At 61.1% G+C, this 13,895-nt stretch carries 14 protein-coding genes; 2 read left to right on the top strand and 12 right to left on the bottom strand.

The features are described from left to right. Positions 1-40: 40 nt before the first annotated feature. Genes OP10G_RS18370 through obgE form a run of 4 tightly spaced genes read right to left on the bottom strand, consistent with a single transcriptional unit; the run spans position 41 to position 2,839 of the window. Positions 41-589, bottom strand: a complete 549-nt coding sequence (locus tag OP10G_RS18370) for a hypothetical protein (RefSeq protein ID WP_025228975.1) — start codon at positions 587-589, stop codon at positions 41-43. Between the two features lie 42 nt (positions 590-631). Further along, positions 632-973, bottom strand: a complete 342-nt coding sequence (gene rsfS, locus OP10G_RS18375) for a ribosome silencing factor (protein WP_025228974.1) — start codon at positions 971-973, stop codon at positions 632-634. Beyond that, the gene (gene nadD, locus OP10G_RS18380; protein WP_025228973.1) at positions 974-1,564 is read right to left on the bottom strand and encodes a nicotinate-nucleotide adenylyltransferase; all 591 of its coding nucleotides are present in this window, start codon (positions 1,562-1,564) and stop codon (positions 974-976) included. A gap of 9 nt (positions 1,565-1,573) precedes the next feature. Then, positions 1,574-2,839 carry a GTPase ObgE gene (gene obgE / locus OP10G_RS18385; RefSeq protein WP_025228972.1) on the bottom strand — a complete coding sequence of 422 codons (1,266 nt, stop codon included), beginning with the start codon at positions 2,837-2,839 and terminating at the stop codon, positions 1,574-1,576. A gap of 291 nt (positions 2,840-3,130) precedes the next feature. Here obgE and OP10G_RS18390 point away from each other — a divergent pair, with 291 nt between their 5' ends. Continuing rightward, complete coding sequence (locus OP10G_RS18390; protein ID WP_025228971.1) at positions 3,131-4,126, top strand: polysaccharide deacetylase family protein; 996 nt, start codon at positions 3,131-3,133, stop codon at positions 4,124-4,126. A gap of 16 nt (positions 4,127-4,142) precedes the next feature. On the opposite strand, the gene OP10G_RS18395 is transcribed toward OP10G_RS18390, so the two are convergent. Together OP10G_RS18395 and OP10G_RS18400 are read right to left on the bottom strand one after the other, a co-directional pair. Then, on the bottom strand, positions 4,143-4,583 hold the full coding sequence (locus OP10G_RS18395; RefSeq protein WP_025228970.1) for a hypothetical protein: 441 nt from the start codon (positions 4,581-4,583) through the stop codon (positions 4,143-4,145). A gap of 278 nt (positions 4,584-4,861) precedes the next feature. Continuing rightward, on the bottom strand, positions 4,862-5,647 hold the full coding sequence (locus OP10G_RS18400) for a hypothetical protein (protein ID WP_025228969.1): 786 nt from the start codon (positions 5,645-5,647) through the stop codon (positions 4,862-4,864). Between the two features lie 60 nt (positions 5,648-5,707). Between OP10G_RS18400 and OP10G_RS18405 the strand changes: the two genes are divergently transcribed. Continuing rightward, positions 5,708-7,345 carry a glycoside hydrolase family 172 protein gene (locus OP10G_RS18405; RefSeq protein ID WP_084179505.1) on the top strand — a complete coding sequence of 546 codons (1,638 nt, stop codon included), beginning with the start codon at positions 5,708-5,710 and terminating at the stop codon, positions 7,343-7,345. A gap of 61 nt (positions 7,346-7,406) precedes the next feature. Here OP10G_RS18405 and OP10G_RS18410 read toward each other — a convergent pair whose 3' ends face one another. The 6 genes from OP10G_RS18410 to OP10G_RS18435 all read right to left on the bottom strand — a co-directional run bounded on the left by OP10G_RS18410 (position 7,407) and on the right by OP10G_RS18435 (position 13,768). Next, positions 7,407-8,105 carry a hypothetical protein gene (locus tag OP10G_RS18410; protein ID WP_025228967.1) on the bottom strand — a complete coding sequence of 233 codons (699 nt, stop codon included), beginning with the start codon at positions 8,103-8,105 and terminating at the stop codon, positions 7,407-7,409. After that, positions 8,086-8,661 carry an RNA polymerase sigma factor gene (locus OP10G_RS18415; RefSeq protein WP_025228966.1) on the bottom strand — a complete coding sequence of 192 codons (576 nt, stop codon included), beginning with the start codon at positions 8,659-8,661 and terminating at the stop codon, positions 8,086-8,088. Before OP10G_RS18415 ends, OP10G_RS18410 begins: the two co-directional genes overlap by 20 nt. Before the next feature lie 196 nt (positions 8,662-8,857). Next, positions 8,858-11,233, bottom strand: a complete 2,376-nt coding sequence (locus OP10G_RS18420; RefSeq protein WP_025228965.1) for an HD domain-containing protein — start codon at positions 11,231-11,233, stop codon at positions 8,858-8,860. Beyond that, positions 11,230-12,774 carry a hypothetical protein gene (locus OP10G_RS18425; protein ID WP_025228964.1) on the bottom strand — a complete coding sequence of 515 codons (1,545 nt, stop codon included), beginning with the start codon at positions 12,772-12,774 and terminating at the stop codon, positions 11,230-11,232. The genes OP10G_RS18420 and OP10G_RS18425 overlap by 4 nt, the downstream gene beginning before the upstream one ends. Then, entirely contained in the window at positions 12,771-13,214 is a 444-nt protein-coding gene (locus OP10G_RS18430) for a zf-HC2 domain-containing protein (protein ID WP_025228963.1), read from the bottom strand. Before OP10G_RS18430 ends, OP10G_RS18425 begins: the two co-directional genes overlap by 4 nt. Then, positions 13,211-13,768: an RNA polymerase sigma factor gene (locus OP10G_RS18435; RefSeq protein WP_038475896.1), complete on the bottom strand. Its 558-nt coding sequence runs from the start codon at positions 13,766-13,768 to the stop codon at positions 13,211-13,213. The genes OP10G_RS18430 and OP10G_RS18435 overlap by 4 nt, the downstream gene beginning before the upstream one ends. Positions 13,769-13,895: the final 127 nt, after the last annotated feature.

A 13,895-nucleotide genomic window follows, 5' to 3' on the forward strand; every position in this document is an offset into this window, starting at 1 on the left:
CTCGCGCGAACACAAGGGTGGTTTTCTGCGTTGAGATTGATCACTGCGAGGCTTCGGGAAGATCTACTTCACCGGTATCGCCGGTTTCTGCGTCGCAAACCGGCCCCGGTTCGCGGTCCGGAAGGCGGGCCGCCGTGGATCGGAGAATGGCGAGGATCTTGTCGAAAAGATCGACCGCTTTCTTGTATCCTTCGATCAACTCGTCGTCGGCATAAAACGGAAGGTGCCCGTTCTTCGGTGGAAGGCGCACGAGGGTCTCCAACTCGATTTGGTCCGCGATGACCTGTCGGCGGCTTTCCAACGTGCCGATGAGCATCGCCACTTCCTTCTCATCCAGCCCCTCGGCGTTTTCTAGAAGCTTGAGAATCTCTTCATCGAGGGGAGCCGAGATTGCTGTCGGCTCGCTCGAGGCGGGGCTGGTTGCCGGACCTACCCAGTGGGCTCTGAGGTAATTACGTATGAACGCGTCGGGACTGATCGCAAACGGATCGTCCTCGGGGCTGCCCCCGAATCCCACCGTCGTACCGACGGCCGGTGGCGCGGGAGGCCTGGCTCCGCCCGGTTTGGGGGAAGGTCGATCGGCGTTCATGGCAACTTCACCCGGAGGCGCCTACACGGCTTCGTCGTAAGATTACGGCAAGTCGGAGTTTGGCTGCATCGTCTTCCACAGCGTCTCCAGGTCGAAGAATTGGCGTTGTTCTTCTCGCATGACGTGGAGGACCACGTCGCCGTAGTCTTGAAGGACCCAGCTATGGCTGTGGCTGTCCTCGCGGACCGGTTTCGAGCGGAGCTTGGACATGTGCTCGGAGACTTTGTCGGCGATCGACTGCACATGGCGGTCGCTGTTGCCGCTGCAGACGACGAAATAGTCGGCGACGGAGGTTTTGGCGCGGACGTCGAGGATTTCGATGCGCTCCGCCTTCATTTCATCGGCGGCTTCGGAAATTTGTTGGGCCTTTTCGGTTGAAGTCATTCAGTCCTTATAGAGTTGGTGGGTCGAGATATATTTTTGGACGTCGAGCGGCATCCAAGGGCTCACGTTTTGACGCCGGCTAATCCGGTCGCGGATGTCGGTGGAGGAGATATCGACGGGCGACATGTTGATCACGTCCACTCGGTCGCGGAACTCCTCCGGAGTTCGATTCATTACATCTTGTTCGTTCATCGGCGGCCGCACCGCGACGCCGAGGCGGGCTAAACGGAGGATTCTCTGAGGGTTCCTCCAGTCGGCGAGACCTCTCAGCGAGTCGGCCCCCATCAGGAACCAGTATTCGGCGGGTTGCGCCATGTGAAGCTCGCCGAGGGTGTCGACCGTGTAGCTGACTCCACCGCGGGTGATCTCCATGTCGGACACCGCCATCTTTGGCTCGTTCCGAATCAAGGCTTCCACCATGCCGAGCCGGTGCTTGGCCGACGTGCCGACCTTTCGGCTCTTGAGCGGGTTTTTGTTGGCGGGGAGAAAGATCACCTCGTCCAGGGCCAATTGCTCGATCGCCGCGTGGGCGACGGCGAGGTGTCCGTTGTGAGGAGGGTCGAAGGTGCCGCCAAGAATGCCGATTCGCATGGTGTGGTTCTAGTTTTCGTCGGTGAAGGCAAAGACCGCTTCGCCGATCACGACGTCGTCTCCCTCTTCGGCTCCCATCTCCCGGAGCTTTTTGATGACGCCAAGACGGTCGAGCCTTCGGTGAAGGTACCTGACCGCTTCTTCGTTCTCCAGATCGGTCATGGCCACCAGACGCTGGATGCGCCGACCACTGATCACGAACCCTTCCTCAGTGCGTTCCACTTCGAACGGAATGTTGTCGAGGGCTTCCAGCGCCGGCATCAACACGGGAATCTCTGGCTCTCCCTTCGCCTCCTGCAGCACCTCGTATAGAGCGTGGAGCAAGGCGTCGATACCTTCCCCGGTGACTGCCGAGATTGGGAAGAGGGGAAGTCCAAGTGTTTCGAAGCTCTTCCGAATTTCGTTGTACTTCTCGTGGGGGGCGGTATCGGTCTTGCTCAAGGCGATCAGCCGGGGCCGGGCCCAGATCTCTTCGGAGTACAGTTTGAGCTCGCTTTCGATGATGTTGTAGTTAGTCAGCGGATCCGATTCGTCGACCGGGTAGACCTCCACCACATGGACGAGCACTCGGGTGCGCTCAACGTGTTTCAGAAATTGGTGGCCGAGCCCGACCCCTTCGCTCGCCCCCGCGATGAGGCCGGGCATGTCGGCGACCACGAAGGTGTCGCCCGCGTACCGAGCGACGCCTAGGTTTGGGATGATGGTGGTGAAGGGATAGTCCGCTATCTTCGGACGGGCGGCCGAGATTCGGGCGATCAGCGTGCTCTTGCCGGCGTTCGGCAGGCCGATTAGGCCGACGTCCGCGAGAAGCTTCAGCTCCATCCGGGCGAGGATCCTCTCTCCGGGAGCGCCTTTTTGGGCAAAGTTGGGTGCCTGCCGGACGCTGGAAGTGTAGTGCTGGTTGCCGAATCCGCCCTTGCCGCCCTTGCAGATGGCGAACTTCATGCCGTGGGTCGACATGTCGACGATCGGCTGCCCGGTCTCTTCGTTGATAATCACCGTGCCGACCGGGACTTTGACGATGATGTTTTTGGAGTCTTTACCACGCTTGTTGCCCAAGCCGTGGCCGCCATCCTTCGCCTCGAAGCGTTGCTGGAGGCGCAGGTCGTACAGGGTGCGGCGGTTCCGGTCGGCGAGAAGAATGACGTCGCCGCCACGCCCGCCATCCGCACCATTGGGTCCGCCTCGGGGAACGTGCTTTTCGCGGTGGAAGCTAACCGCCCCCGATCCGCCGCGTCCTGAGACGAACTCGACTACGGCTTCATCGAGAAACATAGACGGTAGTGTACTTGCTTGGCTGGCCTTGATATTCGGCGGCCCACGTCGTCAAGGCTGTGACGGCGGGTTTCGCAATACCTTCGGAACCGGGGCGCGGCACGCGTAGGTGCCGGCTACAAGGCTCCGCCGTAGGGAGGCCGCTCTGGAGAGCGGCGGTCCGCCGCTTCGCCGCCGAGGGGTTAAGCAGGTGTTAAAATTACCGGGAAAGAAGATGCACTTTTGTGCAATTATTGACTGATTCATTCGTCACACGGACGTGCGTGTTTACGAGGTTCTAGACTTGGGGTGATGTTTTTTCATGTTTGTGGTTTGCTGCTTTCGATGACTTCGGCAGCGGGGATGCAGACCAATTCTGGGTTCGGCGTTCCGCGAGTCGCGCGGTTCTACGGGGGCGCGTTGGGGGCGGTGTCGTTGCAGTTCGACGACAGCATGATCAGCCAATTGCAGAACGCGGTGCCGCTGCTGAACGCTCGTAATTTGCGGGCCACGTTCTTCATCAATCCCGCGCGACCGCAGCATCAGGCGCATGTTCGCGAGTGGGAAGTCGACGTCCCAAATGCAGGGCACGAGCTGGCGAACCATACGCTCTCCCATAACGGAGCGAAGAGCCTCGAGGAAGTTGAGAAGGAAATCGCCAAATGCTCGGACGTGCTCCGGCGGGTTTACGGCTCGCGTCCGCGGCTGATGACCTTCGGCCAACCGGGTGGCGTGCCCTGGGATTTCGCGCCGGCCGATCTTCGTCCGATCTTTAAGAAGCAGTTGCTGGTGCCGGCAGTCAACCGGACGTTCTTCGACGAGACGAAGCTTGACCCGGTGACCTTGGCTCAGCAGGCGATCGACCGGCGGAGCTGGGTTCAGATTGGGATGCACGGCACCGGAGGCGAATGGCTCAGCACGAGCGTGCCCACGCTCACTCGTTTGCTCGACTTCCTGGCCGATCGTCGATCGACTCTTTGGACCGCTCCGACGATCGAGGTTTACAAGTACTCCGTCGAGCGCGACGCCGCCGCTCCTTCGCTGCTCACCAATGTCACGTTCCGAGGATTTGACGTAAAGGTCGATTGCGATACGGTTCACGTCGAGAAGTTCGGCCACCCGTTTACGCAGTTGTACGACCAGCCTCTCACTATGGAAGTGGAGGTACCGAATACTTGGCGCAGATTCACCGTTAAGCAAGCAGGGCAAACGAAGGACCTGGCCACCGTTGATTTCGGGGCGCAACATCTCGCTCGATTCGACATTCTGCCGAACACGGGTTCGGCGCATGTCGAACGAGCTCAATAAAGGAAATCTGGATATCTCAGTCGCGTCGATAGATGGCGTCGAATCGGGTGGTCCAGACACCTTTGATTTTGGCTTCGATCACTTGGTGGACTCTTCCTCCCGGCATCCGCGTGAGGGTTGTTCGGTCTTCGATCGTTCGTCCGGCGGGTAGGAATACTTTGCCGGCGAACCGAACTCCGTTTGGCGCCGGCTCGGAGAGCTTCTCTTTGTACACGCCGACGGGGGTGATCCAGACCTGTTTCCACCGCTTCTGCGCCGGCAGGTAGTAGAACTGGCTCTTGCCGACGTCGCCGTTCTCGAGCCCCTTCCATTCTTCGGTGCAGGCATATCCACCGAGCTCCGAAGTGACCACGTCGGCGCCGGCTAATTTTCCGTCCACGTAGACGTTCCATTTGCCCATCCAGAAATCGAGGGTGTGGTCAGGTGCGGGGAAGGTTAGATGAAGAAACCAAAACACGATGGGGTCATTTACCAATCGCGGAGGCGGGCGGAGAGTAGGACAATTCGAGCTTTACGGGTGGTCAGCGGATTTGGTGGCGCTGGAGTGCAGGGGACCGGACATCCCTCACCCCGGCCCTCTCCTTTCATCGGCACATGCATCCGAGGAAAGGAGAGGGGGTCGGCTTTCCTCATAAATCAAACATCAATCATCACTCCCGGACTCCCTCACCCCCAACACCCACTCCCTCGTTCGGCCCAATCCATCCGAAGGAGGGAGAGGGGGCTCCGGAGCTTCTATGATCCTACGATGGCGAAGCCTCCGGAATTTAGGAACGGCTTGGCGCCTTCGAGGTTTAGGCCGACGTTGATCGTCAGCAGTTCGAGCTTGATGGGTGGCAGGGCGATCGGATCTTTTGAGTTGTTGAAGTAGAAGGTTTGGGTTTTTTTCCCATCCGGAAGGGTGAAAATCAGGAGGCCAGGGGCGGGGTCGGCTCTTACGATCTTAGGGTTGCCGGTTACCAGGCTGGAGTTTTGAGATCGGCCGTAAAGCATCGGCCCAAGGTAGTCGTTCATCGCGAGGATCCAGCTCTCGTAGGCGCCGGGGCCGGGGAAGTATCGGGTTTGTACGATGTCGTCGGCGGTGAAGCACGGTTTTCCAGGCCATGACAGAACGAGCATTTCGGCCTGCACGGCCCGGCGAGTGACCGCGCCGGTGGCGCTACGTAGGTCGGCGGTCTTCGGATTCGAGAGGAAGTGAATTGTCTCATGCAGCCCCTTCGTTTTGCTCAGCCACTCCCGGGGGGAGATCTTTCCATTCACGAAGTCGATGGCAGCGTTTCGCCAGCGTAAGTTAGCCGGAGTGTCGATCAGTTTCGCGGAAATGAACTTAACCTTTCCCTTCGCGGCGGCGGTTGCGCGGGGGCCTGGCTTGGGCTCGACGCAATAGGTGTCGAATCCATCGCTGTCGATTAGCGGTTCAAAAAACTTCGACTCGGCCTCGGCGGCGGGGCACCGATAGATGGAGGGAGTTCGGGGGGTGTCTTCCAGAGCCCCGACGGCAACGAGGAGTAAGGCGAGCATGGCCAAATGCTACCTTTCGGCACCATTCTCAGCTCGACACAAGTGCCATGATGGATTTCTATGGACGGGTATCCGCTTGTCACCGGACCAATGGGATCGTTAGCCGCTCCGCAGCAGGGAAGGAGCATGCGCGCCACTTCGACCTTCCGCGAAGGTCCCGACGGTCTCTACGACCCGACCGCGCCACCCAAGAGCGACTTGGAAGAGAAGAGCAATCGCGATAACTTCCGCGTTCCCGCGGGACAAACCCATGTGCTGATGGATGTGGAGGGGCCGGGAGTGATCACCCACATGTGGATCACTTTCCTCGGTCCAGAAGCTCACCCGTGGGCGAAGGACGGCTCGGCGAACCACCAGGAAATGCTGCTCCGGATCTATTGGGACGGCTCGGATCGTCCCGGAGTCGAGGCCCCGGTGGGCGATTTCTTCGGCGGCTGCTTCGGGAAGCGGAGCGAGGTGATCAGCACCGCGGTCATCACCGAAGGTGGCGATTCGTACAACTGCTTCTGGCACATGCCGTTCCAGAAATCGGCCCGGGTGGAGATCGTCAACCAAAGCGAAAAGCCGATCTCGTTGCTGTACTACAACATCGACTGGATCAAGCGAGATTCGCTGCCGGCCGACACGCCGTATTTCTACGCTCAGTACACCCAGGCTTACCCGCTCGAAACCGGGAAGCCGTACACATTGTTGGAGACGACGGGGAAGGGGCACTATGTGGGGACTGTCTTTTCAGTCCGGACCCGTTCGCCTTATTGGTTCGGCGAGGGGGACGAAATGGTGACGATCGATGGGGAAGCGATCCCATCGGTGTGGGGGACGGGAACGGAGGACTACTTCCTCTGCGCGTGGGGGCTCGAACGGGTGCTCACTCCGTACTTCGGCGTTCCTTATTTCGATCAATGGGGAATCGTGGGCGGGCACACGAGCGCTTACCGCTGGCATGTCAACGATCCGTTCGTTTTCCAAGAGTCGATCAAGGTCCAGTTCGAGACGTTCGGCTGGATCGCTCCCGACGAAAATCCGGAGTACCGGGCAATGAGTTGGAATCCGCGCGAGGACGATTACGCGAGCGTCGCATTTTGGTATCAGACGGGAACGCCCACGTTTGCCGCGCGAGCGCCTTACGATCGCAAGTTACCAAGCATCGAGCGGAGCGTGGTCTTGGCCTACGAGCTGGATTACGGCCAGAAGAACACGCTGGACACCGACGAACTGCCGCGTCTGGAGTACGACGGGCGGCGCGAGCGTAAGATTACGGAAAAGGAGGTGCAGCGGTATCCGGAGCACTTCGATTTTCCGGTGCTTTACGTTCCGGGCAACGGTTTGGGGGCGGATGCGCTGGAGGTTCCGTTCACCGTTTCCGAGAAGGAGCCCTTGCGGTTGCTGATCAATATGGGGCAGGGGCCGGACCTTGGGATCTACGAAGTGTCGGTCGACGGCGTGAAGCTCGGCGGTCCGATGGACTTCTACGCGCCCAAGGTGGAGTCGCGCGAATATCACTTCCTCGACTTCTGGCCCGATCCGGGCACATATGTGCTGCGTCTGGACTGCGTGGGGAAGAACCACTTATCGAGCGGGTATGGGCTCATTATCGAGTCCGTGCGTTTACGCGAGCGACGTCCGCGGGTGAAGGAGATGGCCCACGATCGAGACAAGGATTGGCGGACGACGCCGATCTATTACGAGGGGACGTAGAGCCCCGGCGATTGGCGGGGCTCTACGCTAGAGTTTTCGGTTTCGTTACTTTGGGCGGCCGTTATCCGGCGGTCATGCCTCGGATGCGTTCGACCAGGTTCGAACGCTCTTCTTCCGAGAGGCGGGGGTCTTTCAGGCGCTCCAAGAGGGACGAGAGCTTCTCTTCGGCGGGCGGCTGGGGAGCCTCGTTGAATTGAATCGTCGGCCACTCTTGGCGGCCGGGAGCCGGCGGAGCGGGAGGGGTGGGGGGTGGTTCGGGCGCTTGTTCTCGCTCCGGAGGGGTAGGGGTGCGCAGGTGCTCGCGGAGGAGCTGGCCCAGATCCTCCTGCCCCAAGAATGGAGCGAGCTGGGTGAGCATCCCCATGTCGATACGGGTGCCTCCCTCTACTTGCTGGCGGACCAGCGAGGCGAGGTCTTCGCGGCTGATGAAGGGAGCTAGCCGGACGAAAGCGGCGTGGTCACCCTCGCCGTCCCTCATCCTTCTCCTTGTCCCTGCCTCATCTTTCCGTAGATAAGAGCTGAGCATCCGAGCCTCGACGCCGATCTCCCCGTACTCGGCGGTTTCGGAGAGATAGCTAAACATATCGCGGGGGACGACGCCGGACTCGGTAAACCGGGCCAGAACGGCGTTGTATCGCTGGGCGACGCGGCCGGCACCTCCTTGGAGCGATCCGGTGAGGCTGGCGTGTTCGCAAAGGTCGGCGATTTCTCGCAGTAGCGAGCGGGTCGCATCGATGTCGTTATAAGAGTTCTCGTTCATTTTCTTCCTCTAGGTCGGGTAGCAAATTTCGTAGCAGTTTTCGTCCGGTATGCAACCGCCACTTGACGGTGGTGATGGGAAGGTCGAGGAGCGAGGCGATCTCGCGTACCGACCATTCATCGAGGTAGTAGAGCTCGACTACCGGCAGGATCTCGCCGGGCAGGCGGTCGAGTGCGCACCGAATCGCCTTCCGGTCGTCGTTTGCGGCTGCTTTCTCGGCCAGTGCCGGCGTGTAGGAGAGGATCACCGCGTCGATCGGCACCACCTCGCGCCGCTGTCCCATCGCCAGCCGGCGCGCCCGGTGCCGAGCGATTGTTCCGAGCCAGGCGCCGAATCGACTGGGATCTTGGAGTTGGGGAAGGGCGGCATAAGCAGCCAGGAAAGCGTCCTGGGCCGCATCCTCGGCTTGGTCCCGCGTTCGAAGGATTTGCGAAGCTAGGACGACGAGGGCCGGGCGGTACCGCCGAACCAGAGAGTCGAACGCGCCCAGATCCCCGGCTCGCGCCGCGACCACCAGCGTCGCTTCCCACCCTTCGTCCCATTCCACCACCTCCATATCGTTCCAGAGTCGGGCGGGGAATGGGTGGATAGTTTTGTTTTGGCGATGCGGTGTTGCGCTGCTAGCGCGAGGCTTTACCTAGCCGATGGGACGGATGGGACATCTGGGTCGCATGGGTCTCATGTGTCTCATGTGTCCCACTTGACCCATTCGTCCCATCAGTCCACATGCCACAGTCCACATACCGGACCGTCTAGCGCTCGACGCCCAGGGCTCGGTGGACTTCCTCTTGAGTGAGGGGGGCGCCGGTGGGGCCGAGGACGTAGAAGGCGGCGGCGGCGTTGCCGGCCCACTGGCCAACGCGGGCGGAGACGACGTTCCAGCCTTGGTCGGCGATAAGGCGGGAGAAACGGTAGGGCATCCCTCGGCCCCTTGGTGCGCGGATCTCAAGGATGCCGGGGGTTCCTTCGACGTAGGTGAGGGTGAAGATCCGCTGGACTCGGAATGGATCTTTGCCTCGCGCCTCCAGAATCTCTTCGACGGTCTTGCGCCCTTCCAGCACATCTAGCAGGGCGGCGCTGACCTGTTTAGTCGTCGCGGCGGGGACAGGGCGGCCGCCGAAACTGACGGTAAAGACATCGAGCGCGACGTGCGGAGACGTCGTAGTCGTCGACGCTCGAATGCCCGTTACACTGAGATCGAAGGCGTACAGAACTCCCAGTAGGCGCGTTAGCAGGCGGGGGGCGTCGGTCGTGCAGACGGTGATTTCAGTGGCGCTGAGCTCGCTGCGATGGAAAAGCTCGACGGTCGGCGCGCCTTGAATCGCCCGTTGAGCGAAGTCCATGTGAAGCCGGATGACGTCGGGCGGAGTGCTCGTCAGATAGTACGCCGGCAGGCTTTCGACGAATCCGTTTACCTGGTCGGGATCGGTGGCTTGGCTTCGGAGCTGACGCAGGAGGCGCTGGCGGTAGAGGGCCGGGTCGGGGGCGGGGGGAGAGTCGCTGGTCAGGTGGGCTTCGGTGCGACGATAAAGTTCGCGCAAGAAAGTGTCCTGCGCCGGGGTCCATGCGCCAGGGCCGACGGCGTTAACGTCCGCCCAGGTAAGCAGCGTGAGCAAACCAAGTCGAGTGGTGTCGAGGACGATCTCCGCAAACTCCCGGACCGTGTCCGGGTTCTCCAAATCTCGGACCCGAATAAAGCGGGCCATCGTGAGGTGCTCGCGCACGAGCCACTCCACGGTTTCGCCGATGCCGTCGGCTAGACCCCATCGCCGGCATAGGTCGGCGGCGATTTCGGCGCCGATCTCCGAATGGGCTCTCTCCGGAATCGCCTTCCCCACGTCGTGAAGCAGGGCGGCGAGATAGAGCGGCTCCACGTCGTTTACGGACGCCATGAGATCGCCGAGAAACGTGCCAGGATCGAGGGACTCCAGGTGCCGAACCACGCGCAGGGAATGCTCGAAGACGGTAAACGTATGGACGGTGTCGTCCGGCACCAGGGTGCGGCATGCCGTCAGCTCGGGCAGCAGCTTCTCGAGTAGGCCGCATCGGTCCAGGTTACGGAGCGTCTTTTCTCCGGTGCTGAACGCGTAGACCGCCGCTGGTCCTTGTAACCCTTCGGTTTGCCCGATCGGCAGGTCGCTAACCTCCAGCCCGAGACGGGTGGCGATCGCGATTCCGACGGCCGCGTCGCCCGCATCGGACGTGCCCACGATTCGCGCTTCTCCCTGAACGGATAGAACGTTTCGTGCCAACGAGAAGCGTCCCTCCCGTAGTTTTTCGCGGGCACGACGGTAGTGAGCGTGCAGGTTGTCGCCCGCCTGCACTACCTCCGCCATCATGACGCTCACGTCCATGCCGATCAAGTCGGCGATCTCGGCCTGGCGCTGCCGGCTGAGAAAGTCTTGATGTTTTTTGGCGAGGAGGTGGAGCAGATTTCGGTAGCGAACGATTGTGTCGAACGCCTCGCTCGGACGAGCGGGCTGGTCACCGATAGCGTTCCGAATCCAGTTAGAACAGTGGAAGCAACGCACCCCGCCCGCCCCCTCTTTGAGGTGTGGCTCGACCACGTACGGGGAATCGTTGAATTTGTCGAACATCGTCTCCCGCTCGGAGATCTTGGCGAGAATGAATTCCCCCGCGACGAACGTGTCGGAAAGCGCCCGGTCTAACGATCGGGTGACATCGTACGAGCCGGCGATATGGCGCATGTCCATGAGGCCGGTCCGGGTCTTCGCGTCGAGGCCAGGGGCGTCGGAGATCAAGCGGTATGCGTATCCGACGTCCAGCCGTAGTACGGTGCAGAAAGCCCAATGCAGGTCTTGAAAAAGCCGTCGCAACGCTTGGTCCAGCGTCGGCGCGGCTTCGTCGGAGGGGACGACGGTGAGGTCGATATCCGAATAAGGAGACATTTCCCGGCGGCCGTACCCGCCGGTCGCGATGATTGCGATTGGGGGCAATTCTGGGAATTCGTCCGTCAACTGCTCGTGGAGCAGCCGCACGATTTCATCGGCGAGATCCGAGTGACGAACGCACCAACCGACGCCGCCAGGACGTTCCGATAACGCGCGTAGGTGGGCTTCGCGCATTTCGGCGATGGCCGCGATCTTAGATTCGAGGTCGCTCCTCATGAGTGAACGATGTAGTACACCGGCTCATTAAGAACCAGCTCGTTCAAAGTCTGGCTGAAACTCCGGTCCATATACACGGCCACCGGTCCTAAAAAAATTCCGAGCACCGTTGCGCCGATCGCCAGATAGGCGCCGAGCTTGCGCAACGCGAGCCCGAGCACGTGCGCGGTACTCAACCGCTGAACCAACGACCAGAGCGGAACCGCGACGAGCAGCAGCGAAAAGAAAATCGCGGCGAGGCCTAAAAGGAGCGGGGTGTTGTAGTAATCGGTGGGCACCGAAAGGGACGGGAAGAGGGCGACGCCGGCGACGCTCCGGGACGTCGCGTATGCCCCCACCGCCAAGCCGCACATTGCGGCAATTACGATGATCAGAAAGGCGAAGAGCGGGCCGAGATCCTCGGGACGATTGTTTCTGGCATGCGACGGGCCAACGAGAAGGAATGCGCCGGCAAGGGCGCCGACGAGGCCGGCCCAAAGGTCATGGGTAAGTGAAATTCCAAGCAGGGCGAGCAACAACGCCGCAACGACCACAAAGAACGGGGATAGCTTAGGGCGAGCGCCGACCCGGCGGGTGATGCCCCAACCGACAAGCCAGCAAACGGCGCCGACGACGGCGGCAAAGGTCGCCGCACTCGTAAAAGTGGCGGAGACGACGGCGCCGGCACTCAGCTCCTGGATGAGCTCTTGGGGTTCTTGGTACTGGGTCAGAGCGCGCCACCCCTCGATCTGTCGAAAGATAGCCCGGGCGCGTATCCCTTCGGCCTGCATATGGGTCTTCGCAAGCTGATTGAGAAACGCGTTCTGCCCCGCCCAAAGCCGGCTGGGGCTCGGATCGTGCATCAGCGACTTGGGATAGGCCACGAGCTCGATGACATTGGCTCCGTGGACACCGATCGCGATCGATTTGGCTCCACTGACCATGATGCTGCCGTTTAGCAACGACAGGTATCGCATGCGCAGGTCGGCGGGAGTCTCTAGACCGACCCGGCCGAGCTGGGTTCGGGCAAACCTCTCCATGAGGATCGAGGGGGCGTCGGACCGCTCGTGGTAGACATAGGCGAGCTGCCAGGCTTGCTGGGCTCCGACCAGCTCCGCAAGCTTCTTTCGTGAGGCGATGATCCGGTCGGTCTGGTAGTCGTTCCAAAAGGTCGCGCGAGAGGCTCTCTCCCACGCGCGCTTGGCCTCGTCGTTGCGTCCGGCGAGGTCCAGGTAGACCGCCTTTTGCTGAGACCAGTAGGCGTTTTGAGGTTCCAGGGCTTCGGCGTGCTCCGCGATCTGGATTAGCGTCGCCACTTCGCGGGGAGAGAGGGTTGCCCGGTCGACGATCCTTTCCGAGGCGAGCTCGAGCCAAAGGCTGGCCCCTTTCAGATCTTGGGGAACCGGCGGGGTCACAGCGTTGGCGTCGATGCAGCGCTCTAGCCGCGAAGGGGTGACGTGCTGAAAAGTGGCGAGCAGAAACGGCCGAGAGACCGGGTGGAGAACCAGGGTGAGAAGGGCTCCGAGGAGAGCTCCTAGGCACGCCCTGGCGGCGGTCGTCATCGCACGAAGGTTGGGATGCGATCGAGCTCGAGTTTGGGCTGGGTCCGCGGCGTCACGTATCGTTTTGCTTCGCCGTCCGGAACATAGTCTCGATTAATCGACGCCGGAGTCGCCGCCAGATGGAGCGCTACGAAGAGCGCCACGCAGGCGATGCCGGCCCCGACCAGGGCGGGCGACCAGTAGTTCAAGCTTTCGCGCACGGTTTGGACGCGAAGACGGCGGATCACCCGGTCCTCGAACATGGGCGCGACCTCAGGCTCCAGGGCAGCGGCCCGCAGCATGTTCAGGGCGCAATCGGACGAACGCTCCTGCCGCCGGCACTCCGGACAGGCTTCGCGGTGACGATCAAGAAAGCGCGCCTCGGGCAGACTTAGATCACGATCGACTCGGTCGCTGAGGAGACGGCTAAACTTTTTGCATCCGAAGACTCGGATCCTCACTCGCCGACCGCCTCGATCCACAGTTTTCTGAATCTCTCTCGCGCGGTGTGGAGGCGAGACCGGACGGTACCGATCGGAACCCGCATCACTTCCGCAACCTCTTCGTAGCTCAGTTGCTCCATTTCTCTTAAGACAAGTGTAGTTCGGAGCTCGGCAGGCAACTGGGCCAAAAGTTTCTCTATAACGACGCGATTTTCGACGGTTCCGCCCGAATGGGGCTGCGCGGCGTCGAATTCGACGAGCTCCGCCCGTTTCAGCCGGAGTCGATCCATGCAAAGGCGCACACAAATTCGGTACAGGTAGCCGGAAAAGGCGCGGTCGTCCCTAAGCTTGGCGATTTCGCGGAAAGCCTTCAGGAACGATTCTTGGGCTACGTCTTCCGCCTCATGTCGATCGCGAAGGAGGTTCGTCGCGGTGCGGACAAGCCGGTTTCGGTGGCGGGCGATCAGGCATCCGAGGGCGACCTCGTCTCCCGTGCGGCATCTGCCGACCCACTGCCGCTCCTGGGCGGCGGTATCGACGGGCAGTGCGGCGGTGGTTTTGGCTTCGATCATGGTGCTGGCGTAAGTTCCCACTGCATGGTACACGACGTTTCGGTCTAGGCCCAAAGTTCTTGGCAAAGGGAGTTTGTGAGGCGTTGGGCGTCGGGCGTTGGTTTGCAAGCAGAAGAGAGTTATCTCT

This window comes from Fimbriimonas ginsengisoli Gsoil 348, from assembly GCF_000724625.1.
In the GTDB taxonomy this organism is placed as follows: domain Bacteria; phylum Armatimonadota; class Fimbriimonadia; order Fimbriimonadales; family Fimbriimonadaceae; genus Fimbriimonas; species Fimbriimonas ginsengisoli.

Coding starts and splice junctions, on each gene's coding strand:
- OP10G_RS18370 (WP_025228975.1), bottom strand. CDS start 589: ATGAACGCCGATCGACCTTCCCCCAAACCGGGCGGAGCCAGGCCTCCC.
- rsfS (WP_025228974.1), bottom strand. CDS start 973: ATGACTTCAACCGAAAAGGCCCAACAAATTTCCGAAGCCGCCGATGAA.
- nadD (WP_025228973.1), bottom strand. CDS start 1,564: ATGCGAATCGGCATTCTTGGCGGCACCTTCGACCCTCCTCACAACGGA.
- obgE (WP_025228972.1), bottom strand. CDS start 2,839: ATGTTTCTCGATGAAGCCGTAGTCGAGTTCGTCTCAGGACGCGGCGGA.
- OP10G_RS18390 (WP_025228971.1), top strand. CDS start 3,131: ATGTTTTTTCATGTTTGTGGTTTGCTGCTTTCGATGACTTCGGCAGCG.
- OP10G_RS18400 (WP_025228969.1), bottom strand. CDS start 5,647: ATGCTCGCCTTACTCCTCGTTGCCGTCGGGGCTCTGGAAGACACCCCC.
- OP10G_RS18405 (WP_084179505.1), top strand. CDS start 5,708: ATGGACGGGTATCCGCTTGTCACCGGACCAATGGGATCGTTAGCCGCT.
- OP10G_RS18410 (WP_025228967.1), bottom strand. CDS start 8,105: ATGAACGAGAACTCTTATAACGACATCGATGCGACCCGCTCGCTACTG.
- OP10G_RS18415 (WP_025228966.1), bottom strand. CDS start 8,661: ATGGAGGTGGTGGAATGGGACGAAGGGTGGGAAGCGACGCTGGTGGTC.
- OP10G_RS18420 (WP_025228965.1), bottom strand. CDS start 11,233: ATGAGGAGCGACCTCGAATCTAAGATCGCGGCCATCGCCGAAATGCGC.
- OP10G_RS18425 (WP_025228964.1), bottom strand. CDS start 12,774: ATGACGACCGCCGCCAGGGCGTGCCTAGGAGCTCTCCTCGGAGCCCTT.
- OP10G_RS18435 (WP_038475896.1), bottom strand. CDS start 13,768: ATGATCGAAGCCAAAACCACCGCCGCACTGCCCGTCGATACCGCCGCC.